We start from the raw sequence: 24,345 nt of genomic DNA, 5'->3' as shown, positions 1-24,345 counted from the left end.
GAGTGGGCAATCTGTCGCTCGATTTTTCAGATAACGCGTTTCAACCTCTGGCCGCCCGTATGCGGCCAGAAAATTTAGCGCAGTACATCGGCCAGCAGCACCTGCTTGCTGCCGGTAAGCCATTGCCACGCGCCATTGAGGCCGGGCATCTTCACTCCATGATCCTCTGGGGGCCCCCTGGCACCGGCAAGACCACGCTTGCAGAAGTGATCGCCCGCTATGCCAACGCAGACGTTGAACGCATCTCGGCGGTGACCTCCGGCGTGAAGGAGATCCGTGAGGCGATCGAGCGTGCGCGGCAGAACCGCAATGCCGGGCGGCGCACCATCCTCTTCGTGGACGAAGTCCACCGCTTCAACAAGAGCCAGCAGGATGCCTTCCTGCCGCATATTGAAGACGGCACGATCTTCTTCATCGGCGCGACCACCGAGAATCCGTCGTTTGAACTGAACTCGGCGCTACTCTCCCGCGCGCGCGTTTATCTGCTCAAATCGCTGACTACCGAGGATATTGAAAAGGTTCTCACCCAGGCGATGGACGACAAAGCGCGCGGCTACGGCGGGCAGGATATCGTTCTGCCCGACGACACGCGTCGTGCGATCGCGGAGCTGGTCAACGGCGATGCGCGTCGGGCGCTGAATACGCTAGAAATGATGGCCGATATGGCCGAAGTCGACGATGCCGGGAAGCGGGTGCTTAAACCGGAATTGCTCACCGAAATTGCAGGTGAACGCAGCGCCCGTTTCGACAATAAAGGCGACCGTTTTTACGACCTGATCTCGGCGCTGCATAAGTCGGTACGCGGCAGCGCGCCGGATGCGGCGCTTTACTGGTACGCGCGCATTATCACTGCGGGCGGCGATCCGCTATATGTCGCGCGCCGCTGTCTGGCGATTGCGTCTGAAGATGTTGGCAATGCCGATCCTCGCGCTATGCAGGTTGCGCTGTCGGCCTGGGACTGCTTCACCCGCGTTGGACCCGCGGAGGGCGAACGTGCCATCGCGCAGGCGATTGTTTATCTGGCCTGCGCGCCGAAAAGCAATGCGGTTTATACCGCGTTTAAAGCGGCGATGTCGGATGCGCGTGAACGTCCGGACTACGATGTTCCGGTTCATTTGCGTAATGCACCGACCAAACTGATGAAAGAGATGGGGTATGGGCAGGAGTACCGCTACGCTCATGATGAACCCAATGCCTACGCCGCAGGGGAGGAATATTTCCCGCAGGAGATGGCACAAACGCGCTATTATCGCCCCACAAACAGAGGTCTTGAAGGCAAGATTGGTGAAAAGCTCACCTGGCTCGCCGGACAGGATCAAAATAGCCCTATAAAACGCTACCGTTAGTTCAATCGTTGCGGTAATGTTGGCGTAGTATCCTTGTGGCCGCAGGCTGTGGTCACATTTTCCTATTTTAATTCGATAAGCACAGGATAAGCATGCTCGATCCCAATCTGCTGCGTAATGAGCCAGACGCAGTCGCTGAAAAACTGGCACGCCGGGGCTTTAAGCTGGATGTAGATAAGCTACGCGCTCTTGAAGAGCGTCGTAAAGTACTGCAGGTACAAACTGAAAATCTGCAGGCAGAGCGTAACTCTCGATCGAAATCCATCGGCCAGGCGAAAGCGCGCGGGGAAGATATTGAGCCATTACGCCTGGAAGTGAACAAGCTGGGTGAAGAACTGGATCAGGCGAAAGCTGAGCTGGACGTTCTTCAGGCCGAGATTCGTGATATTGCCCTGGCTATCCCGAATATTCCTGACGACAGCGTGCCTGTCGGCAAAGATGAAAACGACAACGTTGAAGTGAAGCGCTGGGGTACGCCTCGTGAGTTTGACTTCGAAGTACGCGATCACGTGACGCTGGGCGAAATGCACGCGGGCCTGGACTTTGCGGCAGCGGTTAAGCTCACAGGTTCTCGCTTCGTGGTGATGAAAGGCCAGATTGCCCATCTGCACCGCGCGCTGGCGCAGTTCATGCTGGATCTGCACACCGAGCAGCATGGCTACAGCGAAACCTACGTGCCGTATCTGGTCAACCACGATACGCTGTACGGTACGGGCCAGCTGCCGAAATTTGCCGGCGACCTGTTCCATACCCGCCCGCTGGACGAAGAAGCAGACAGCAGCAACTACGCGCTGATCCCAACCGCGGAAGTGCCGCTGACTAACCTCGTGCGTGATGAGATCATCGACGAAGACGATCTGCCGATCAAACTGACGGCACATTCACCGTGCTTCCGTTCTGAAGCCGGTTCTTACGGTCGCGACACACGCGGTTTGATCCGTATGCACCAGTTCGACAAAGTTGAGATGGTGCAGATCGTTCGTCCAGAAGAATCCATGGACGCGCTGGAAGAGATGACCGGCCACGCGGAGAAGGTGCTGGAGCTGCTGGGTCTGCCGTACCGTCGTATGGCTCTGTGTACCGGTGATATGGGCTTTGGCGCCTGCAAAACCTTCGATCTGGAAGTGTGGGTGCCTGCGCAGAACACCTACCGTGAAATCTCCTCCTGCTCTAACGTCTGGGATTTCCAGGCGCGCCGCATGCAGGCACGCTGCCGCAGCAAATCTGACAAGAAAACCCGTCTGGTACATACCCTGAACGGTTCTGGTCTGGCTGTGGGTCGTACCCTGGTTGCCGTGCTGGAAAACTATCAGCAGGCAGACGGTCGTATCGAGATCCCTGAAGTGCTGCGTCCATACATGAAAGGCCAGCAGTACATCGGTTAATATTTGTCTTAAAACAAAAAAGCGCCTCAGGGCGCTTTTTTTATGCTTATGAATTGATACGACGCAATACCCCCTCCCTCTAAAGTAGTAATACTCCTCCAATGAAAGTCAGCATAAAACGCTGATAACGAAAATATTCGTTATATATAAAACTACATAGCGGTTTGCGCCGCCTCTCTTTTCTTTGTGAGCAACCAAAGTGAGTCTCTATGAAAATCAACGCGCCTGAAGCATTAATGGCTGCCGAGGTCACTCGCCGTGGTTTGATGAAAACCACGGCTATAGGCGGCCTGGCCGTAGCCAGCAGTGCCTTCACGCTCCCCTTTACCCGACTGGCGTCGGCGGCTGATGCTCTGTCTCCGGCCACTTCCCCGGAAAAAGTGGTGTGGAGTGCCTGTACCGTCAACTGCGGTAGCCGTTGTCCGCTGCGTATGCATGTGGTGGATGGTGAAATTAAATATGTCGAAACCGACAATACCGGGGACGATAACTACGAAGGGTTACATCAGGTCCGTGCCTGCCTGCGCGGTCGCTCCATGCGTCGTCGCGTCTATAATCCTGACCGCCTGAAATACCCGATGAAGCGCGTCGGTAAGCGTGGGGAAGGGAAGTTCGAGCGGATTAGCTGGGATGAAGCCTACGATATCATTGCCACTAACATGCAGCGTTTGATTAAAGAGTACGGCAACGAATCCATCTACCTGAACTACGGTACCGGGACGCTTGGCGGCACGCTGACCCGTTCCTGGCCACCGGGTAAAACGCTGGTGGCGCGCCTGATGAACTGCTGCGGCGGTTATCTCAATCACTATGGTGACTACTCATCGGCGCAGATTGCTGCTGGCCTGAACTACACCTATGGCGGCTGGGCGGACGGAAACAGCCCGTCTGATATCGAAAATAGTAAGCTGGTGGTGCTGTTCGGCAATAACCCGGGTGAAACCCGCATGAGCGGCGGTGGGGTAACCTACTACCTCGAACAGGCCCGCGCCAAATCCAATGCCCGCATGATCATCATCGACCCACGCTACACCGACACCGGCGCCGGACGTGAAGATGAGTGGATTCCCATTCGTCCGGGGACCGACGCCGCGCTGGTCTCCGCCCTGGCGTGGGTGATGATCACTGAGAATCTTGTCGATCAGCCTTTCCTGGATAAATACTGCGTCGGCTATGACGAGAAAACTCTGCCAGCCAGCGCGCCGGCAAACGGTCACTACAAGGCGTATATTCTCGGACAGGGCAGCGACGGCGTGGCGAAAACGCCGGAGTGGGCGTCCACCATCACCGGCATCCCGGCTGAGCGTATCGTTCAGCTGGCGCGTGAAATTGTTTCAGCCAAACCGGCCTATATCAGCCAGGGCTGGGGTCCGCAGCGTCATGCGAACGGCGAAATCGCGACCCGTGCCATCTCCATGCTCTCCATTCTGACCGGCAACGTCGGCATTCACGGCGGTAACACCGGCGCGCGTGAAGGTTCATATGAAGTGCCGTTCGAACGTATGCCGACGCTGGATAACCCGGTTCAGACCAGCATCTCCATGTTTATGTGGACCGATGCGATTGAACGCGGCCCGGAAATGACCGCCCTGCGCGACGGCGTGCGCGGCAAGGACAAGCTGGACGTGCCGATCAAGATGATCTGGAACTATGCCGGTAACTGCCTCATCAACCAGCATTCAGAAATCAACCGTACCCATGAAATCCTGCAGGACGACAAGAAGTGCGAGATGATTGTGGTGATCGACTGCCACATGACCTCTTCGGCGAAATATGCCGATATCCTGCTGCCGGACTGCACCGCCTCTGAGCAGATGGATTTCGCGCTGGATGCATCCTGCGGCAACATGTCCTACGTGATTTTTACCGACCAGGCGATTAAACCGCGCTTTGAGTGCAAAACCATTTATGAGATGACCTCCGAGCTGGCGAAACGTCTTGGCGTTGAGCAGCAGTTTACCGAGGGACGGACTCAGGAAGGGTGGATGCGCCATCTGCATGAACTCTCCCGTAAGGCCATTCCTGACCTGCCGGACTTTGACACCTTCCGCAAGCAGGGGATGTACAAACAGCGCGATCCGGAAGGGCACCACGTGGCGTACAAAGCGTTCCGTGAAGATCCGCAGGCGAACCCGCTGACCACGCCGTCGGGCAAAATCGAAATCTATTCCGAAGAGTTGGCAAAAATTGCGTCAACCTGGGAACTGCCGGAAGGGGACGTTATCGATCCGCTGCCGATCTACACGCCGGGCTTTGAAAACTACAACGATCCGCTGACGGCGAAATTCCCGCTGCAGCTGACCGGCTTCCACTACAAAGCGCGTGTTCACTCTACCTACGGTAACGTCGACGTGCTGAAAGCCGCCTGCCGACAGGAGATGTGGATCAACCCGATGGATGCCAAAGCGCGAGGCATCAGCAATGGCGATCGCGTGCGGATCTTCAACGGTCGCGGCGAGGTTCACATTGAAGCCAAAGTGACGCCGCGCATGATGCCCGGCGTGGTGGCGCTGGGTGAAGGTGCCTGGTATAGCCCTGATGCAAACCGCATCGACCAGGCTGGCAGTATTAACGTACTGACCACGCAGCGTCCGTCGCCGCTGGCGAAAGGCAACCCATCCCACACAAACCTTGTCCAGGTTGAAAAGGTTTAAGGAGTAACCGATGACAACTCAGTATGGATTTTTTATTGATTCCAGCCGTTGCACCGGGTGCAAAACCTGCGAGCTGGCCTGTAAAGATTACAAAGACCTGACCCCGGACGTCAGCTTCCGCCGTATTTATGAATACGCCGGGGGGGACTGGCAGGAAGATAACGGCGTCTGGCATCAGAACGTCTTTGCCTATTACCTGTCAATTGCCTGTAACCACTGTGAAGATCCGGCCTGTACCAAGGTCTGCCCGAGCGGGGCGATGCACAAGCGTGAAGACGGTTTTGTTGTGGTGGACGAAGATGTCTGCATCGGCTGTCGGTACTGCCATATGGCGTGCCCGTACGGCGCACCGCAGTACAATGCCGCCAAAGGTCATATGACCAAATGCGACGGTTGCCACACCCGCGTAGCGGACGGCAAAAAGCCGATTTGCGTCGAGTCCTGCCCGCTGCGCGCGCTGGACTTCGGTCCGATTGAAGAGCTGCGTCAAAAACACGGGCAGCTCGCTGCCGTGGCGCCGCTGCCGTCTGCGCACTTCACGAAGCCGAGCATTGTAATTAAACCTAACGCCAACAGCCGTCCTACAGGGGACACCACCGGCTACCTGGCAAATCCGAAGGAGGTGTGAGATGGGAAGTGGATGGCATGAATGGCCGCTGATGATCTTCACGGTCTTTGGTCAGTGCGTGGCGGGTGGTTTCATTGTGCTCGCGCTGGCGCTGTTGAAAGGTCGCCTTAATGCTGAACAGCAGCAGCGTTTAGTGTTGAGCATGTTTGGCCTGTGGGTGCTGATGGGGATTGGGTTTATCGCCTCTACGCTTCACCTGGGGTCGCCTATGCGCGCGTTTAACTCCCTGAACCGCGTGGGTGCCTCATCCCTCAGTAATGAGATTGCCAGCGGAGCAATTTTCTTTGCCGTCGGTGGGCTGGGCTGGCTGCTGGCCGCCATGAAAAAATTGCCTGCGGGTCTGCGCAGCCTGTGGCTAATCGTGACCATGGTGTTGGGCGTGGTGTTCGTGTGGATGATGGTGCGCGTCTATAACACCATCGATACCGTTCCAACCTGGTACAGCGTCTGGACGCCAATGAGCTTCTTCCTGACGATGTTTATCGGCGGACCGCTGCTGGGCTACCTGCTGCTGCGCGTGGCGGGCGTAGACGGGTGGGCAATGCGTTTGTTGCCCGCTGTTTCGCTGCTGGCGCTGGTGGTGAGTGCGATGGTCGCCCTGATGCAGGGAGCAGAACTGGCAACCATTCACAGCTCTATCCAGCAGGCTTCTGCCCTGGTACCGGACTACGGTGCTCTGATGGCCTGGCGCATCGTTCTGCTGGTCGCCGCGTTGGTATTCTGGATTGCTCCTCAGCTCAAAGGTTATCAGCCCGCGCTGCCGCTGCTGTCACTGGCTTTTGTGCTGGTACTGGCGGGTGAACTGATTGGTCGCGGCGTGTTCTACGGGTTGCATATGACTGTAGGTATGGCTATCGCCAGTTAACGTTGTATTTGGTTATATCAAGCCGGGCCTGAGTGCCCGGCTTTTTCTTTTTTCGATCATGAAATTTTTCGACTGTCGTTTTGTTTTAATTTTGCCCATTAATAAATGAAAACAGAGACATAATTAATATCTATAGCAGGCGTGGCATTAGCAGGATAAGTTTTTTAAATCGACAGGGAACATATTGTGCGAGGCGGCTAAATCAGTGGATTGACTTTGTTTTTGCCAGTGGCATGATGCGCACGAAATCTGAACTTCCTCACGGCTTTTTAATCCATGACCACCTATACCCGGCCAGTGCTGCTGTTGCTCTGTGGCTTGCTTCTGTTGACCCTGGCGATCGCAGTGTTAAATACGCTCGTCCCGCTGTGGCTTGCCCATGAAAACTTACCGACCTGGCAGGTGGGTATGGTCAGCTCGTCCTTTTTTACCGGCAACCTTCTTGGAACCCTGGTGACCGGGAGCCTGATCAAGCGCTTTGGCTTTAACCGCAGCTATTATCTGGCTTCGCTGATTTTCGCTGCCGGGTGTGCGGGGCTGGGCCTGATGGTCGGCTTCTGGAGCTGGATGGCATGGCGCTTTATCGCCGGTGTAGGCTGCGCGATGATTTGGGTAGTCGTTGAAAGTGCGCTGATGTGCAGCGGCACCTCCCGTAATCGTGGACGCCTGCTGGCAGCCTATATGATGGTTTATTACGTCGGCACCGTACTGGGGCAACTGATGGTCAGCAAGCTGCCAACCGACCTCATGAGCGTTCTGCCGTGGGTAACGGGTATGGTGCTGGCCGCGATCTTGCCTTTGCTCTTCACGCGCATCGTGAACCAGAACAGCGAACACCAGGAAGCAACCCACGTCTGGCCAATGCTCAGACTGCGTCATGCGCGTCTGGGCGTTAACGGCTGCATTATATCGGGGATTGTACTGGGCTCGCTCTATGGTCTGATGCCGCTCTATCTGAATCATCAGGGCGTCAGCGATTCCGGAATTGGATTCTGGATGGCGGTCATGGTGAGTGCGGGGATCGTCGGGCAGTGGCCGATTGGCCGTCTGGCGGACCGCTTTGGTCGTTTGCTGGTGCTGCGCGTTCAGGTCTTCGTGGTCATCATGGGATGTCTTGCCATGCTCAGCAACGCCGCAATGGCGCCTGCGCTGTTCATTCTCGGGGCCGCCGGCTTTACGCTCTATCCGGTGGCGATGGCCTGGGCCTGTGAGAAAGTTGAGCATCACCAGCTGGTGGCAATGAACCAGGCGCTGTTACTGAGCTATACCATCGGCAGCTTATTAGGGCCGACGTTTACCGCGATGCTGATGCAGAATTACTCCGACAATTTACTGTTTATCATGATTGCCAGCGTGTCGTTTATATATCTCTTAATGCTGCTGCGTAAAGCAGGTGAGCATCCAACGCCTGTGGCACATGCCTGATTAAATTAAAGCCTGTCGATGACAGGCTTTTTTGTCCCTGTCACAACTAAGAGTTTTACTTATTGTTTGTTTATTGCGCCAGGCGATAATTCATGTGAGTCCTACCACTATAAGGCAGCAATCATGTCTATTCGTCGTTTTTCCACTACCGCACTTGCCGTAGTGTTGTCTTTAACGTTTGCAACGGCTCCGGTCATGGCTAATCCTGGAAACGGGAATGGCGGTGGTCACGGAAACGGTGGCGGGCAAGGTAATGGCGGTAATCATGGTAACGGGAATTCTGGTAACTCCGGCAACCATGGAAATAAGCAAAATAGCGGACAGGATAGCCCTGGAAAATCGAATAAGAGCTTCAAAAATAGCAAAGATGTCGGTAATGATGTTGATGCTCGCGTGAGCTTCGATCATGCGCGTCACCTGGCGCTGAATTATGGCTTAACGGGTTATGACTCTCTGCCTCCGGGCATCGCGAAAAACCTGGCGCGCGGTAAGCCGCTTCCTCCGGGCATTGCGAAGAAAACCGTGCCAGCCTCTATGCTGGACCAGCTTCCTTCCTACCCGGGCTATGAATGGCGCGTGGTCGGGGACGACCTGGTCTTAATTGCGCTGAGCACAGCCATTGTGACGTCCGTTATTAACGGTGTATTTAAATAGAATATAAAAAGGCCCGGTTTTACCGGGCCTTTTCGTTAATACATGACCTTGTGGCCATACTGCTCGAGAATACCTTTCACGCGTTCCATCGTCTCTTTTTTCGGCGGCTTCACGCCATCGAGTTTGTACTCTTCGCCCATGGCCACCCATTTATGTTTACCCAGCTCGTGATAGGGCAGAAGCTCGATTTTCTCGACGTTGCCCATGTCACGGGTGAATTCCCCCAGGCGGTGCGCGGAGTCGTCGTCGTCTGACCAGCCAGGAACAACCACGTAGCGGATCCAGGTTTTGATGCCTTTGTCGGCTATGTATTTGGCAAACTCCAGCGTGCGGTGGTTTGAGACACCAACGAGGTTCTGATGGATCTCATCGTTCATCTGTTTGAGATCGAGCATCACCAGATCGGTCACTTCAAGCAGTTCATCAATCACCGGATCGTAGCGACGTACAAAGCCATTGGTATCCAGGCAGGTATGAATGCCTTCTTTGTGGCAGGCGCGGAACCAGTCACGGACAAATTCAGCCTGAAGAATGGCTTCACCGCCGGATGCGGTGACGCCGCCACCGGACGCGTTCATAAAGTGGCGGTAGGTCACCACCTCTTTCATCAAGTCTTCAACGGTCACTTCTTTGCCGCCGTGCGTGTCCCAGGTATCGCGGTTATGGCAGTACAGGCAGCGCATCAGGCAGCCCTGGAAAAAGGTGATAAAGCGGATGCCCGGGCCATCAACGGTGCCACAGGATTCAAAGGAGTGAATACGACCAATAGTTGACATTGCGGTGATATCTCCATCATCGGCCCGTCCCGGGCCTGTGTATGCACAGCTCAAAGCCGGCTGTGTTAAGTCTGTTTTGGCTGTTATCCATTAAGTATAGATAGCGGACAAAAGAGACTGAGGTGGAGAGGGTGCTAAAAAGGCCCCACTGACGTGGAGCCTTTATTGTACGCTTGTTAACGCGTGATTTCAGTCAATTCCACTTACATGGACTGAGTGAAAGTACGGGTGATAACGTCCTGCTGCTGTTCTTTAGTCAGGGAGTTAAAACGTACTGCGTAGCCAGATACGCGGATGGTCAGCTGAGGATATTTCTCAGGGTGTTCCATCGCGTCGAGCAGCATTTCACGGTTCATTACGTTCACGTTCAGGTGCTGACCACCTTCGATGGACGCTTCGTGGTGGAAGTAACCATCCATCAGACCCGCGAGGTTGGTTTTACGCACTTCGTCGTCTTTACCCAGCGCGTTTGGCACGATAGAGAAGGTGTAAGAGATACCATCTTTCGCGTAGGCAAACGGCAGTTTAGCTACGGAAGTCAGAGAGGCAACAGCACCTTTCTGATCACGACCGTGCATTGGGTTAGCACCTGGGCCGAATGGCGCGCCAGCACGACGACCGTCTGGGGTGTTACCGGTTTTCTTACCATACACAACGTTAGAGGTGATGGTCAGAACAGACTGAGTCGGGATAGCGTTACGGTAGGTAGTCAGTTTCTGAATTTTCTTCATGAAACGTTCTACCAGGTCAACCGCCATGTCATCAACGCGAGAGTCGTTGTTACCAAACTGAGGATATTCGCCTTCGATTTCGAAGTCGATAGCCAGACCGTCTTCGTCACGAATTGGTTTAACTTTCGCATATTTGATTGCAGACAGGGAGTCAGCAGCAACGGACAGACCAGCGATACCACACGCCATGGTGCGGATAACGTCACGGTCGTGCAGCGCCATCAGAGAGGCTTCGTAGCTGTACTTGTCGTGCATGTAGTGGATAACGTTCAGTGCAGTGACGTACTGCTTAGCCAGCCAGTCCATGAAGTGATCCATGCGGTCCATGACTTCGTCGAAGTTCAGAACGTCGCCTTTGATCGGCTCAGATTTAGGACCAACCTGCATTTTCAGTTTTTCATCAACGCCGCCGTTGATAGCGTACAGCATGGTTTTCGCCAGGTTTGCTCGCGCACCGAAGAACTGCATTTGTTTACCAACAACCATTGGGCTTACGCAGCAAGCGATAGCGTAATCGTCGTTGTTGAAGTCCGGACGCATCAGGTCATCGTTCTCGTACTGCAGAGAAGAGGTATCGATGGACACTTTAGCGGCGAATTTCTTGAAGTTCAGAGGCAGTTTTTCAGACCACAGAACGGTGATGTTCGGCTCCGGAGAAGGACCCATGGTGTACAGGGTGTTCAGGAAGCGGAAGCTGTTTTTGGTAACCAGAGTACGGCCGTCAACGCCCATACCGCCGATAGATTCTGTTGCCCAGATTGGGTCACCAGAGAACAGTTCATCATATTCAGGAGTACGCAGGAAGCGAACCATACGCAGTTTCATGACCAGGTGGTCAATCATTTCCTGAGCGTCTTGCTCGGTGATTTTGCCTGCTTTCAGGTCACGTTCGATGTAAGCATCCAGGAAGGTGGATACGCGACCGAAGGACATTGCTGCACCGTTCTGAGACTTAACTGCGGCCAGGTAGCCGAAGTAGGTCCACTGGATAGCTTCCTGAGCGTTGGTAGCAGGACCAGAGATATCGCAGCCGTATTTAGCAGCCATCTCTTTGATCTGACCCAGCGCGCGGTGCTGTTCAGCGATCTCTTCACGCAGGCGGATGGTCGCTTCCAGGTTTACGCCGTTTTCCAGATCGGACTGCAGGGAAACAAACTGCGCGTACTTGTCTTTCATCAGGAAGTCGATACCGTACAGCGCAACGCGACGGTAGTCACCGATGATACGGCCACGGCCATACGCATCTGGCAGACCGGTCAGAACGCCAGATTTACGGCAGTTCAGAATGTCTTTGGTGTAAACATCGAATACGCCCTGGTTGTGGGTTTTGCGGTATTCGGTGAAGATTTTTTTCAGCATTGGGTCCAGCTCGCGGTTATACGCTTTGCAGGAACCTTCAACCATTTTAATACCACCAAACGGGATGATTGCGCGTTTCAGTGGTGCTTCAGTCTGCAGACCAACGATTTTCTCAAGGGCTTTGTTGATATAGCCAGCATCGTGAGAAGTGATGGTGGAAGCAACGGAGGTGTCAAAATCAACTGGCGCGTGAGTGCGGTTTTCCAGTTTAACGCCTTCCATTACGCTGTCCCACAGCTTGGTGGTCGCGTCAGTTGCGCCAGCCAGGAAGGATTCGTCACCTTCATACGGGGTATAGTTTTTCTGAATGAAGTCACGTACGTTTACTTCATTCTGCCAGTCACCTTTCGCAAAACCTTCCCAGGCTGTGGCTAACTTTTCATTAAGCTCGGACATGTAACACCTACCTTCTTAAGTGGATTTTTTATTTACTGCCTGAGAAAACCATCAATGATGATCGTCGCCACGCAGGTAAATGACCCAGTATGTCAACCCAACTAACAGACCCCCACCGATAATGTTCCCGATAGTGACAGGGATCAGGTTATCAGTAATGAAATTCATAATAGTCAGGTGTGAGAAACTTTCCGGGGATGAACCAACTGCGGTCCAGAACTCCGGGCTCGCAAAGTCGCGGATGACAATGCCCATTGGGATCATGAACATATTCGCGATACTGTGCTCAAAGCCGCTGGCAACAAACATCGCAACCGGCAGAACCATAATTAAGGCTTTGTCCATCAGGCTACGACCCGAGTAGCTCATCCATACAGCCAGGCAGACCATCAGGTTAGCGAGGATGCCGAGAGCAACGGCTTCGATAAATGTGTGGTGCATTTTGTGGTCGGCGGTTTGCAGGACGTTAAGGCCCCAGCCACCGTTGGCGGTCATGTACTCGCCAGAAAGCCACATCAACAAAACAAAGAGCAGACAGCCAACCAGGTTACCCACGTAAACATTAAGCCAGTTACGTGCCAGCTGACCCCAGGTAATTCTTCCGCTGGCCTTTGCCACGACAATCAGCACCGTTGAGGTGAAGAGGTCGGCGCCGCAGATGACGCAGAGAATCAGACCCAGTGAGAAACAAATGCCGCCAATCAGTTTGGCCATACCGAAAGGCATTCCGGCAGTACCGGTGGTGGCGGTGATGTAGAAGACGAAAGCGATAGAGATGAACACACCAGCCGTGATCGCCAGATAGAACGTCTTCATCGGGTGTTTCGTTGCTTTATAGACACCCGCTTCTTCGGCAACTTTGGCCATCGCAGCAGGGAGTAAAAGATCAAAAGGGTTGTCAGCTTTCACACTAACTCTCTCTTTATTAAGTCGGCGACGAGATACTAACAAAGCATTATAGAAGAGAAATTGATATAGATCATATCTCGCCTGGCTTATAGGCCCGCAGTGTGTATGGATTTACAGCAAATGCGGAGTAAGTGTTTGATTATCCGTATAAAAATAAATTTTAAAAGTTATGAAAAGAGTTGAATTTTTTCGTTCAGCCACCTCGGATACAGTTAATTAATATGGAGTATTTACCATAAAAAGTAACAGTAAAGCCCAGGTAAATATTATTATATTTACCCATGTTTAACTTTATTATTACAATCAACAGTCATTGCCGAAGAAAATAAAAAACGGGGCAATGAAATTGCCCCGTAATATAGCCCAGACGATTGAATACGCCTACTGCTGGTAATGTTATGTGCGCTTATTTTGACCAGTAAGCGGCTTTTGCTTTCTGCAGTTTTTCGTAGGCCTTCAGCAGCGACTGGTGCGCCGGGAAGGCTTGCAGATCGCTATCAACAGCCTGCAGGCCATAGAACGGCGCTTCAGCGCTCAGGGCCGCGCTGGCTGCTTCTACAGCCTCAGCACCGTACATGCGCACGAAAGCGTTCAGGTATTGCAGCGGTTCGCGATCCTCTTCCTGTGCAAGCAGCAGCAGGGTTTGCAAGCAACGGTAATAGTTGGTGCGCTCGGCAGAGAAGACCGACTGGTTGAACTCCATGGTCCACTCGGTCCAGACCAGGGCCTGATCCAGGTCGCCACCCGCCAGGGCCAGCATCGCTTTCAGTTCACCGATACGCAGGGTATACCAGCCGTTATCTTTACCGGTCGCCAGACCCAGGAGTTCGCGTACGCGGGTGAAGTCATCGTGGCCTTCCTCGTCCAGTTGGGCGATCAGGTTCAGATAATCTTCTTTTTCCCACTCGCTGCCAGGCAGAGCCAGCAGCGTTTCGCGCAGATGTGCACCCATGCTGTTATTCGCCAGCCACAGATCTTCTGCAGGGTAGATGTCGGACATGCCGGGAACAATAATGCGGCATGCATAGACGCCCAGGTGCTCGTAGTCGGCGATATAGACGTCCTGGTCTTCGGCTTTGAAAATCGCCATCAGCGTCGCGAACTCTTCTTCCGTTGTCCCTGCAAAGCTCCAGTCCACGAACGGATAGTCTGCGTCCTGTTTGAACATATCCCAGGAGATCAAACCGCTGGAGTCAATGAAGTGGGTTTCGAGGTTCGTATGTTCAGCCACTTCTTCATCGTCAAACGTTGGCGGTGTGAACACGTCGAGATCTTTCAGGCTACGGCCCTGCAGCAGCTCGGTGACGGTGCGTTCCAGCGCCACGCCGAAGTCAGGGTGCGCGCCAAAGGAGGCGAAACAGGTGCCGTTTGTCGGGTTGAACAGCACGACGCAGATAACCGGGTACTTGCCGCCCAGCGAGCCGTCATAGGCAAAGATTGGGAAACCTTCTGCTTCCAGCTTAGCGATGGATTCCACCACGCCCGGGTAGCGCGCCAGCACGTCGGCCGGAATTTCAGGCAGGCTAATGGATTCGGCAATGATGCGGTTTTTAATGTGGCGTTCAAAGACTTCGGAAAGGCCCTGCACGCGCGCTTCATTGCGGGTGTTACCCGCGGACATACCGTTGGACACATACAGGTTGCCGACGATGTTCATCGGGATATAGACGGTCTGCTCGTCAGACTGACGGGTAAACGGCAGGGCGCAGATCCCACGATCCTCATTGCCAGACTGCAGATCGATCAGCATGCTGGCGGTCAGTTCGTTGTCTGGATCGTAGAAGGCACGCAGGCGTGCGTCGAGAATACCTTCCGGCAGTTCGTCGTCTTCGGTCAGCGGGAACCATTTTTCATTTGGATAGTGAACGAACGGGCCGTTAGCGATGGTCTCGCCCAGCCAGAAGTCAGCGAAGAAATAGTTGGTGGACAGACGCTCAAAATACTCACCCAGCGCAGAAGCCAGTGCCGCTTTTTTTGTCGCGCCTTTACCGTTGGTAAAGCACAGGGCACAGTCTTTATCGCGAATATGCACGGACCAGACGTGAGGCACCGGATTGAGCCAGGAGGCTTCTTCGATGTTAAAACCCAGGTCGGTCAGTTTCTGCTGGAAGCGAGCGATGGAATCTTCCAGAGCGGCATCTTTGCCGGGGATAAACGTTTGAGTCATGGCGTTCACTTTTATCGTACGTAAAGCGCGCAATGATACGGGTTTTGCGTGACGGGTGCTATCTTCGGCGAAAATAAATGGCTGGGCTATGCTTAGTGGCAGTAACTGACTGTTAAGGCATAGAAAAATGAAAGCATTTGATCTCCAGCGGATGGCGTTTGATAAAGTTCCTCCTGAATTTCTGGGCGAAGTGGCGCTCCGCAGCCTGTACACCTTCGTACTTGTCTTCCTGTTTCTTAAAATCACCGGCCGTCGCGGCGTACGGCAGATGTCGCTCTTTGAGGTGTTGATCATCCTGACGCTGGGTTCAGCGGCGGGGGATGTCGCCTTCTATGATGATGTGCCGATGGTGCCGGTGTTTATCGTTTTTGTTTCACTGGCGCTTCTTTATCGCCTTGTCATGTGGCTGATGTCGAAAAGCGAAAAGCTGGAAGATCTGCTTGAGGGGAAGCCGGTCGTTATCGTCGAGGACGGGCAGTTGGCCTGGGAAAATGTACAAAGCGCCAATATGACCGAGTTCGAGTTCTTTATGGAGCTACGACTGAATAGCGTTGAACAGCTCGGGCAGGTGCGTCTGGCGATCATGGAGACCAACGGGCAGATCAGCGTCTATTACTATTCTGACGACGAGGTGAAGCCGGGACTGTGTATCCTGCCGGATATGCTGATCGAGCGTTTCAGAACCGTACCTGAGTCAGGCGAGTATGCCTGCGTGAGATGTAGCCACGTGCTCGCGATGCAGCCGGGGGATCGTCAATTATGCCCCCGCTGTGCAAATCCGGAATGGACGAAGGTTAGCCGGGCCAAACGCATCACCTGACAGCCATTTTGTCGGTTTTGTCATGGCGAGGCGGCAGATTGTTTTGTGTGACGCGGGGCACATTTCACGGGTCATAAGTTTTAGACATTGCGGCGCGTGTCACTGAATGATAAAACCGATATCCACAGTTATAACTTATGGCTTTTAGCGTGGTGAGGGGAAATGGCTCAAGTCTTTAATTTCAGTTCAGGTCCGGCAATGTTACCGGCAGACGTGCTTAAACAGGCTCAACAGGAACTCTGTGACTGGAACGGTCTCGGTACGTCGGTGATGGAAATCAGCCACCGTGGTAAAGAGTTTATTCAGGTGGCCGAAGAGGCAGAAAAGGATTTTCGCGATCTGCTGAATATTCCCTCGAACTACAAAGTATTGTTCTGCCACGGCGGTGGACGCGGCCAGTTTGCAGGCGTTCCGCTGAATATCCTTGGTGACAAAACGACGGCAGACTACGTTGACGCGGGATACTGGGCGGCAAGCGCCGTTAAAGAAGCGCATAAATACTGCACGCCGAATGTTATCGACGCCAAAGTGACCGTTGATGGCCTGCGCGCCGTGAAGCCAATGAACGAGTGGCAGCTTTCTGATAACGCAGCGTATCTGCACTACTGCCCGAACGAAACCATTGACGGGATTGCCATCGACGAGACGCCAAACTTCGGCAGCGATGTCGTGGTTGCCGCCGACTTCTCCTCCACCATTCTGTCTGCGCCAATTGATGTCAGCCGCTACGGCGTTATCTATGCGGGCGCGCAGAAAAATATCGGTCCGGCCGGTTTGACTATCGTCGTCGTGCGTGAAGACCTGCTGGGTAAAGCGCATAAATCCTGCCCGTCGATTCTCGATTACACCGTGCTGAACGATAACGATTCTATGTTCAACACCCCACCAACGTTTGCCTGGTACCTTTCCGGCCTGGTCTTCAAATGGCTGAAGCAAAACGGCGGCGTGGCGCAGATGGACAAGGTGAATCAGCAGAAAGCTGAACTGCTGTATGGCGTGATCGACAAAAGCGATTTCTATCGCAACGATGTGGCGAAAGCTAACCGTTCCCGGATGAACGTGCCGTTCCAGCTGGCGGACAGCAGCCTAGATAAAGTGTTCCTGGAAGAGTCCTTCGCGGCAGGCCTGCATTCGCTCAAAGGTCACCGTGTCGTTGGCGGCATGCGTGCCTCCATCTATAACGCGATGCCGCTGGAAGGCGTTAAAGCTCTGACGGATTTCATGATCGACTTCGAACGTCGCCACGGTTAATAGCGCTGTTTTCACCCCCGTAGCCCTGCTGCGGGGTTTTTATTATGTTGAGTTGAGAGTTAAGTTTTCATGGAATCCCTGACGTTACAACCTATCGCGCGGGTAGATGGCACCATTAATCTGCCTGGTTCAAAAAGTGTCTCGAACCGCGCTCTGCTGCTGGCAGCACTGGCAAACGGCACCACCGTCCTTACAAACCTGCTGGACAGCGATGACGTACGCCATATGCTCAATGCGCTGAAAGCGTTGGGTGTTCATTACATTCTCTCCGACGATCGTACCCGCTGCGAAGTGACCGGCAGCGGCGGCGCGCTGCAGACGGATGAAGAGCTTGAGCTGTTTCTGGGCAACGCGGGTACCGCGATGCGTCCGCTGGCGGCGGCCCTGTGTCTTGGGCGCAACAACATTGTGCTGACCGGCGAACCTCGCATGAAAGAGCGTCCGATTGGCCATCTGGTGGATGCCCTGCGTCAGGGCGGCGCGCAGGTTGAGTATCTGGAGCAGGAAAACTATCCGCCACTGCGTCTGCGCGGTGGTTTTAACGGCGGTCATGTCGAGGTTGACGGCAGCGTCTCCAGCCAGTTCCTGACGGCACTGCTGATGACCGCGCCGCTGGCACCGCAGGATACGGTTATTACGATTAAAGGCGAGCTGGTCTCCAAACCTTATATTGATATCACCCTGCACCTGATGAAAACCTTCGGTGTCGAGGTGGAAAACCAGTCTTATCAGCGCTTCGTGGTGCGTGGAGCGCAGCAGTACCAGTCTCCGGGCAGCTATCTGGTTGAAGGCGACGCTTCTTCGGCTTCTTACTTCCTGGCTGCGGGTGCGATCAAAGGCGGTACCGTGAAGGTCACCGGTATTGGTCGCAATAGCGTGCAGGGCGACATACGTTTTGCGGACGTGCTGGAAAAAATGGGCGCGGTTGTGACCTGGGGTGATGACTTCATCGCCTGTACCCATGGCGATCTGAATGCCATCGACATGGACATGAACCATATTCCGGATGCGGCGATGACCATTGCCACTGCGGCGCTGTTTGCAAAAGGCACCACCACGCTGCGTAATATCTACAACTGGCGCGTAAAAGAGACTGACCGTCTGTTCGCGATGGCGACCGAGCTGCGTAAGGTCGGCGCTGAGGTGGAAGAGGGCGAAGACTACATTCGCATCACGCCTCCTGCAAAACTGCAGGTTGCCGAGATCGGAACCTACAACGATCACCGTATGGCGATGTGCTTCTCGCTGGTGGCGTTGTCAGACACGCCTGTGACCATCCTTGACCCGAAATGTACGGCGAAAACTTTCCCGGACTACTTCGAACAGCTGGCACGCATTAGCACGCTGGCCTGATAACATCTTGCCGCATCGCCTGATGCGGCATTTCCTTACGCTTCCTGACGAACACTTCCGTTCATTTCTTCTACACTCTGCTTCAATCAATCCGTAATTTGCACGCAAAGGTAACAGTTGCGCACGTTGACGCGTATAATGCGCGGCGTTCATGTAAACGGTATGCCTTATTTAAGGAGAAAAAGATGACGGCAATTGCCCCGGTAATCACCATTGATGGGCCGAGTGGCGCAGGGAAAGGGACTCTGTGCAAAGCGATGGCGGAAGCATTGCAATGGCATCTTTTAGATTCGGGAGCAATCTATCGCGTGCTGGCTCTGGCTGCGCTACATCATCACGTGGACGTGGCGTCAGAAGAAGCGCTGGTTCCGCTGGCCGCGCATCTTGATGTGCGTTTCGTGTCGACCGATGGCAACCTGGAAGTGATCCTTGAAGGGGAAGACGTGAGCGGGGAAATCCGTACTCAGGAAGTGGCGAATGCGGCCTCTCAGGTAGCGGCCTTCCCGCGCGTTCGTGAGGCGTTGTTACGTCGTCAGCGCGCGTTTCGTGAAGCCCCGGGTTTGATCGCGGACGGACGCGATATGGGAACCGTGGTATTCCCTGATGCACCTGTGAAAATTTTCCTTGACGCCTCTTCGGAAGAACGCGCTCAGCGCCGCATGCTTCAGTTGCAGGAAAAGGGGTTTAGTGTTAACTTTGATCGCCTTTTATCCGAGATAAAAGAGCGCGATGACCGCGATCGTAACCGCGCCGTCGCTCCACTTGTTCCAGCAGAAGATGCATTAGTTCTGGATTCAACCAGTTTAACTATTGAGCAAGTGATTGAAAAAGCGCTACAATATGCGCGCCAAAAACTGGCACTCGCGTAATCGCGACCGATTTAGCAGTACCCCCGCTGCAATGGATTGACGGCGGGTATGTGAAACAACCCCATCCGGCACGGAGCCAGGTGGACGTTAATATTAACCTGAAGATTAAACATGACTGAATCTTTTGCTCAACTGTTTGAAGAATCCTTAAAAGAAATCGAAACCCGCCCGGGTTCCATCGTTCGCGGTGTTGTTGTTGCTATCGACAAAGACGTAGTACTGGTTGACGCCGGTCTGAAATCTGAGTCCGCCATTCCGGCAGAGCAGTTCAAAAACGCCCAGGGCGAGCTGGAAATCCAGGTTGGCGACGAAGTTGACGTTGCTCTGGACGCAGTAGAAGACGGCTTCGGTGAAACCCTGCTTTCTCGTGAGAAAGCGAAACGTCACGAAGCTTGGATCACGCTGGAAAAAGCTTACGAAGAAGCTGAAACTGTGGTCGGTGTTATCAACGGCAAAGTTAAAGGTGGCTTCACTGTTGAGCTGAATGGTATTCGTGCGTTCCTGCCAGGTTCTCTGGTAGACGTTCGTCCAGTCCGTGACACCCTGCACCTGGAAGGCAAAGAGCTTGAGTTCAAAGTAATCAAGCTGGACCAGAAGCGTAACAACGTTGTTGTTTCCCGTCGTGCCGTTATCGAATCTGAAAACAGCGCAGAACGCGATCAGCTGCTGGAAAACCTGCAGGAAGGCATGGAAGTCAAAGGTATCGTTAAGAACCTCACTGACTACGGCGCATTCGTTGACCTGGGCGGCGTTGATGGCCTGCTGCACATCACCGACATGGCGTGGAAACGCGTTAAGCACCCAAGCGAAATCGTGAACGTGGGCGACGAAATCACTGTTAAAGTGCTGAAGTTCGACCGCGAGCGTACTCGTGTATCCCTCGGCCTGAAACAGCTGGGCGAAGATCCATGGGTAGCTATCGCTAAGCGTTACCCAGAAGGTACTAAACTGACTGGTCGCGTAACCAACCTGACTGACTACGGCTGCTTCGTTGAAATCGAAGAAGGCGTTGAAGGTCTGGTGCACGTTTCCGAAATGGACTGGACCAACAAAAACATCCACCCATCCAAAGTTGTTAACGTTGGTGATGTAGTGGAAGTGATGGTTCTGGATATCGACGAAGAACGTCGTCGTATCTCCCTGGGCCTGAAACAGTGCAAAAACAACCCATGGCAGCAGTTCGCGGAAACCCACAACAAAGGCGACCGTGTTGAAGGTAAAATCAAGTCTATCACTGACTTCGGTATCTTCATCGGCCTGGACGGCGGCATCGATGGCCTGGTTCACCTGTCTGACATCTCCTGGAACGTTGCAGGCGAAGAAGCAGTTCGTGAATACAAAAAAGGCGACGAAATCGCTGCAGTTGTTCTGCAGGTTGACGCAGAGCGTGAGCGTATCTCCCTGGGCGTTAAACAGCTCGCAGAAGATCCGTTCAACAACTGGGTTGCACTGAACAAGAAAGGCGCAATCGTAAACGGTAAAGTAACTGCAGTTGACGCTAAAGGCGCAACCGTAGAACTGGCTGACGGCGTTGAGGGTTACCTGCGCGCTTCTGAAGCTTCCCGTGACCGCGTTGAAGATGCCACTCTGGTTCTGAACGTAGGCGACGACGTTGAAGCTAAGTTCACCGGTGTTGACCGTAAGAACCGTGCAATCAGCCTGTCTGTTCGTGCTAAAGACGAAGCTGATGAGAAAGATGCAATCGCAACTGTTAACAAACAGGAAGATGCAAACTTCTCTAACAACGCAATGGCTGAAGCTTTCAAAGCAGCTAAAGGCGAGTAATATCAGGTTCTCAGCATCATTTGCGTTGTAACGCATTTACAGCGTGAAGGATGAGGAGCAAACTTGACAGATTGCAGGATTCGTCCTGTAATCAATAACAAAGGGCGGCTACGGCCGCCCTTGTTTAATGAGCTGTTCAGCTAATTGGTTTGAAAGGAACCGGAGGAATCATGACCAAGTCAGAATTGATTGAAAGACTTGCCAGTCAGCAACCGCATATCCCTGCCAAGGCAGTGGAAGATGCCGTAAAAGAGATGCTGGAGCATATGGCCTCCACTCTTGCCCAGGGCGAGCGCATTGAAATCCGCGGTTTCGGTAGTTTTTCTCTGCACTATCGTGCTCCACGTACCGGGCGTAACCCGAAAACTGGCGATAAAGTCGAGCTGGAAGGTAAGTACGTTCCACACTTTAAGCCGGGTAAAGAACTGCGCGATCGCGCCAATATTTACGGTAACTGAGTTTAGCCAGCCGGTTAAACTGGGTTCGAAAGAAAGCACCTGCGGGTGCTTTTTTTGTGTCTGTCGCTTTTATTCTGAAGATGTCCCGCATTTTCAGTTTCGTTTTCTGTAAGCCGATAAAAACAACACAGCGCGCGCTGCAAAACGCATTTTTCTCATCTGACATTTCGCACTGCTTGCATACATACTACCGCTCTGAAACAGGGAGGTAGCAATGGGAGTTCCCACGCTTAGTATCTGCGCCATTCTGGCGATAGCCCCGTTACTCTGGTTACCTGAACTGCCATCACCTTACACCGTGTGGGTCATGGTGGCTGGCGGGATAGTGCTTGCTGCATGGCAAAACCATCGAGTGAAGTATGCTGGTATTACGCTGTTATTTTGTGCGTGGGGCATTCTGGCCGCGCAGGAGAGCGTCTGGCCGATGCAGCATTTAACCACGGGGGCTGTGCAGGCTGAGGTAGAACTCACATCGACCGACGGCGCTACTCTGCATCAGGGAAACATTCGCAGCATTGATGGCAAGCGCTGGTGGGCTTCAACCGGCGTAACGCTGTATGGCAACTATCTGCCACAGAAAGCGTGTGCCGGTCAGCGCTGGACCATGACGCTCAGGCTCAGGCCTGCCCATGGCGAACTGAACGACGGCGGTTATGATTCTCAGCGCAGCGCCTTTGCCCAACATCAAACGCTGAGTGGGCGCTTCACCCGTGCTGAACTCGTCGATGGGCGCTGCAGCCTTCGAGCGCAATACCTGATGTCACTGCAAAACCGACTTTCTGCTTACCGCTGGGGTGCAGTTATCCTCGGACTGGGGATGGGGGAACGTCTGGATGTTCCCCGGGAAATAAAAGACCTGATGCGTGAAACCGGGACGCTGCATTTGATGGCGATTTCGGGCCTGCATATCGCGCTGGCGGCATCCCTCGTCTGGTTACTTGCACGTGGACTCCAGTTTTTATTACCCAGCCATCGGGTCCACTGGCAAATGCCTCTCCTGGCTGGGTTATGCTTTGCCGCCTTCTATGCCTGGCTTACCGGTCTGCAACCTCCTGCGCTACGAACGGTCATCGCGCTTGCTGTGCTTGCAATGTTGCGGATCGCTGCCCGCCAATGGTCTCCCTGGCAGGTATGGGGATGCTGCATCGCAGCGATCCTGATAAGCGATCCCTTAGCCGTACTTTCGCAGAGTCTTGCCCTGTCCGCATTTGCCGTCGCCGCGCTGATTTTCTGGTTTCAGTGGCTGCCTCTTCCAGACTGGCAACGGGCTCGACGTATACGGCCGCTGCTGAACCTGCTCTCTCTGCAGGTCGGTATGCTGATGCTGCTGATGCCGTTACAGGTTCTGATTTTCCATGGCTTCAGCTTCACCTCACTGGTCGCGAATCTCTTTGCCGTTCCTCTGGTGACGTTTGTCTCCGTACCGCTGATCCTGCTCGGCATGCTGCTTCATCTGCTGCCGCTGGAAGCACTGGAAAGCGTTGTCTGGTTTGCAGCCGATAAGTCACTTGCGGGGCTATTCTGGATCCTCATGCGCCTGCCTGATGGCTGGCAGAGTGTAGATCAACGCTGGCAGTACATGACACTACTGCCCTGGCTTATCATCATTGGCTGGCGTTTTCGTGCCTGGAAAACCCTTCCCGCCGTTTGTTTTGCAGGAAGTGTTTTACTGACATTTCCTCTCTGGAGAACGGAAAAAAGCGAGAGCTGGACGGTACATATGCTGGATGTGGGGCAGGGGCTGGCAATAGTCATTGAACGGCAGGGGAAAGCCATTCTCTATGATACCGGGCTCGCCTGGCCGGGCGGGGACAGCGGACAGCGGTTAATTATCCCGTGGCTTCGCTGGCATCACCTGCGGCCTGAAGGCGTTATTCTCAGTCATGAGCACCTCGACCATGCGGGTGGCCTCGCATCGTTGCAAAAAGCGTGGCCTGACCTGTGGGTAAGAAGCCCATTGCGCCAGGCGGGGCATCACCCCTGTTTTCGCGGGGAAAGATGGAGATGGCAGGGACTTTCCTTCACCGTACACTGGCCCCCTGAAAATTACCCGGCTCAGGGAAACAACCATTCCTGCGTGGTAAAAATCGACGACGGTGAGCAGAGTGTTCTGCTAACAGGAGACATTGAAGCGCAGGCGGAACAGGCTATGCTTAGCCATTACTGGCGTTATCTGACCTCTACCCTCATACAGGTGCCCCATCATGGCAGCATTACTTCTTCTTCCTTGCCGCTGGTACAGCGCGTGGAAGGTAAAATCGCCCTGGATTCAGCGGCCCGCTATAACGCATGGCGATTCCCGTCAGCAAAAGTTGTCCGACGCTATCGAAAAGAGGGGTATATCTGGCACGATACCCCTCATTCTGGACAAATATCGGTGACATTCTCGCAACATCACTGGCAAATCCGGCGCTTGCGAGAGCAATTTTTACCCGTTTGGTATCATCAGTGGTTTGGCGCGCCCGTCGATAACGGGTAGAATATGCGGCTATTTCAACGAATGCTGGTTTTTTG

The 24,345-nt window shown here is 53.8% G+C and carries 18 protein-coding genes; 14 read left to right on the top strand and 4 right to left on the bottom strand.

The genetic code is table 11. The features are described from left to right. The first annotated feature begins 2 nt into the window (after positions 1 to 2). The 7 genes from rarA (at position 3) to UR504_RS04310 (ending at position 8,957) form a co-directional block, all read left to right on the top strand. The gene (rarA, locus tag UR504_RS04340; RefSeq protein WP_111963921.1) at positions 3 to 1,346 is read left to right on the top strand and encodes a replication-associated recombination protein RarA; all 1,344 of its coding nucleotides are present in this window, start codon (positions 3 to 5) and stop codon (positions 1,344 to 1,346) included. Positions 1,347 to 1,438: 92 nt separating this feature from the next. After that, positions 1,439 to 2,731, top strand: coding sequence for a serine--tRNA ligase (serS, locus tag UR504_RS04335; RefSeq protein ID WP_008499983.1), 1,293 nt, complete (start codon positions 1,439 to 1,441; stop codon positions 2,729 to 2,731). 209 nt (positions 2,732 to 2,940) lie between these two features. After that, positions 2,941 to 5,385, top strand: a complete 2,445-nt coding sequence (gene dmsA, locus UR504_RS04330; RefSeq protein ID WP_302234673.1) for a dimethylsulfoxide reductase subunit A — start codon at positions 2,941 to 2,943, stop codon at positions 5,383 to 5,385. 10 nt (positions 5,386 to 5,395) lie between these two features. Then, positions 5,396 to 6,013: a DMSO/selenate family reductase complex B subunit gene (locus UR504_RS04325; RefSeq protein ID WP_021240882.1), complete on the top strand. Its 618-nt coding sequence runs from the start codon at positions 5,396 to 5,398 to the stop codon at positions 6,011 to 6,013. A gap of 1 nt (position 6,014) precedes the next feature. Further along, a complete protein-coding gene (locus UR504_RS04320) occupies positions 6,015 to 6,878 on the top strand; it encodes a dimethyl sulfoxide reductase anchor subunit family protein (protein ID WP_223581770.1) in 864 nt (287 codons plus the stop codon). A 276-nt stretch (positions 6,879 to 7,154) separates the two neighbouring features. Then, positions 7,155 to 8,303, top strand: a complete 1,149-nt coding sequence (locus tag UR504_RS04315; protein WP_111963924.1) for an MFS transporter — start codon at positions 7,155 to 7,157, stop codon at positions 8,301 to 8,303. A gap of 123 nt (positions 8,304 to 8,426) precedes the next feature. Continuing rightward, a complete protein-coding gene (locus tag UR504_RS04310) occupies positions 8,427 to 8,957 on the top strand; it encodes an anti-virulence regulator CigR family protein (protein WP_127730261.1) in 531 nt (176 codons plus the stop codon). A gap of 35 nt (positions 8,958 to 8,992) precedes the next feature. On the opposite strand, the gene pflA is transcribed toward UR504_RS04310, so the two are convergent. From pflA to ycaO, 4 genes are all read right to left on the bottom strand, one after another. Next, positions 8,993 to 9,733: a pyruvate formate lyase 1-activating protein gene (gene pflA / locus UR504_RS04305; protein ID WP_045630022.1), complete on the bottom strand. Its 741-nt coding sequence runs from the start codon at positions 9,731 to 9,733 to the stop codon at positions 8,993 to 8,995. 203 nt (positions 9,734 to 9,936) lie between these two features. After that, on the bottom strand, positions 9,937 to 12,219 hold the full coding sequence (pflB, locus tag UR504_RS04300; RefSeq protein ID WP_023310992.1) for a formate C-acetyltransferase: 2,283 nt from the start codon (positions 12,217 to 12,219) through the stop codon (positions 9,937 to 9,939). A gap of 51 nt (positions 12,220 to 12,270) precedes the next feature. Next, positions 12,271 to 13,128 (bottom strand): formate transporter FocA, encoded by an 858-nt coding sequence (gene focA / locus UR504_RS04295; RefSeq protein WP_008499974.1) that lies wholly within the window; start codon positions 13,126 to 13,128, stop codon positions 12,271 to 12,273. 406 nt (positions 13,129 to 13,534) lie between these two features. Then, positions 13,535 to 15,295 (bottom strand): 30S ribosomal protein S12 methylthiotransferase accessory factor YcaO, encoded by a 1,761-nt coding sequence (gene ycaO, locus UR504_RS04290; protein ID WP_320739362.1) that lies wholly within the window; start codon positions 15,293 to 15,295, stop codon positions 13,535 to 13,537. Positions 15,296 to 15,422: 127 nt separating this feature from the next. Between ycaO and UR504_RS04285 the strand changes: the two genes are divergently transcribed. From UR504_RS04285 to UR504_RS04255, 7 genes are all read left to right on the top strand, one after another. Continuing rightward, positions 15,423 to 16,115 carry a DUF421 domain-containing protein gene (locus tag UR504_RS04285; RefSeq protein ID WP_111964569.1) on the top strand — a complete coding sequence of 231 codons (693 nt, stop codon included), beginning with the start codon at positions 15,423 to 15,425 and terminating at the stop codon, positions 16,113 to 16,115. A 162-nt stretch (positions 16,116 to 16,277) separates the two neighbouring features. Continuing rightward, entirely contained in the window at positions 16,278 to 17,366 is a 1,089-nt protein-coding gene (gene serC, locus UR504_RS04280; protein WP_302234678.1) for a 3-phosphoserine/phosphohydroxythreonine transaminase, read from the top strand. A gap of 69 nt (positions 17,367 to 17,435) precedes the next feature. Further along, positions 17,436 to 18,719 (top strand): 3-phosphoshikimate 1-carboxyvinyltransferase, encoded by a 1,284-nt coding sequence (gene aroA, locus UR504_RS04275; protein ID WP_127730265.1) that lies wholly within the window; start codon positions 17,436 to 17,438, stop codon positions 18,717 to 18,719. 185 nt (positions 18,720 to 18,904) lie between these two features. Beyond that, on the top strand, positions 18,905 to 19,588 hold the full coding sequence (gene cmk / locus UR504_RS04270; protein WP_024907794.1) for a (d)CMP kinase: 684 nt from the start codon (positions 18,905 to 18,907) through the stop codon (positions 19,586 to 19,588). A 111-nt stretch (positions 19,589 to 19,699) separates the two neighbouring features. Beyond that, positions 19,700 to 21,373: a 30S ribosomal protein S1 gene (gene rpsA, locus UR504_RS04265; protein ID WP_008499966.1), complete on the top strand. Its 1,674-nt coding sequence runs from the start codon at positions 19,700 to 19,702 to the stop codon at positions 21,371 to 21,373. Between the two features lie 170 nt (positions 21,374 to 21,543). After that, entirely contained in the window at positions 21,544 to 21,831 is a 288-nt protein-coding gene (gene ihfB, locus UR504_RS04260) for an integration host factor subunit beta (RefSeq protein ID WP_008499965.1), read from the top strand. A gap of 214 nt (positions 21,832 to 22,045) precedes the next feature. Then, the gene (locus UR504_RS04255; protein WP_302234679.1) at positions 22,046 to 24,310 is read left to right on the top strand and encodes a ComEC family protein; all 2,265 of its coding nucleotides are present in this window, start codon (positions 22,046 to 22,048) and stop codon (positions 24,308 to 24,310) included. Positions 24,311 to 24,345: the final 35 nt, after the last annotated feature.

This window comes from Enterobacter sp. 241F3 (assembly GCF_034106785.1).
Lineage (GTDB): Bacteria > Pseudomonadota > Gammaproteobacteria > Enterobacterales > Enterobacteriaceae > Enterobacter > Enterobacter vonholyi.
Note: the sequence above shows the minus strand (reverse complement) of the source record. Positions and strands in the feature narration are given on the sequence as shown.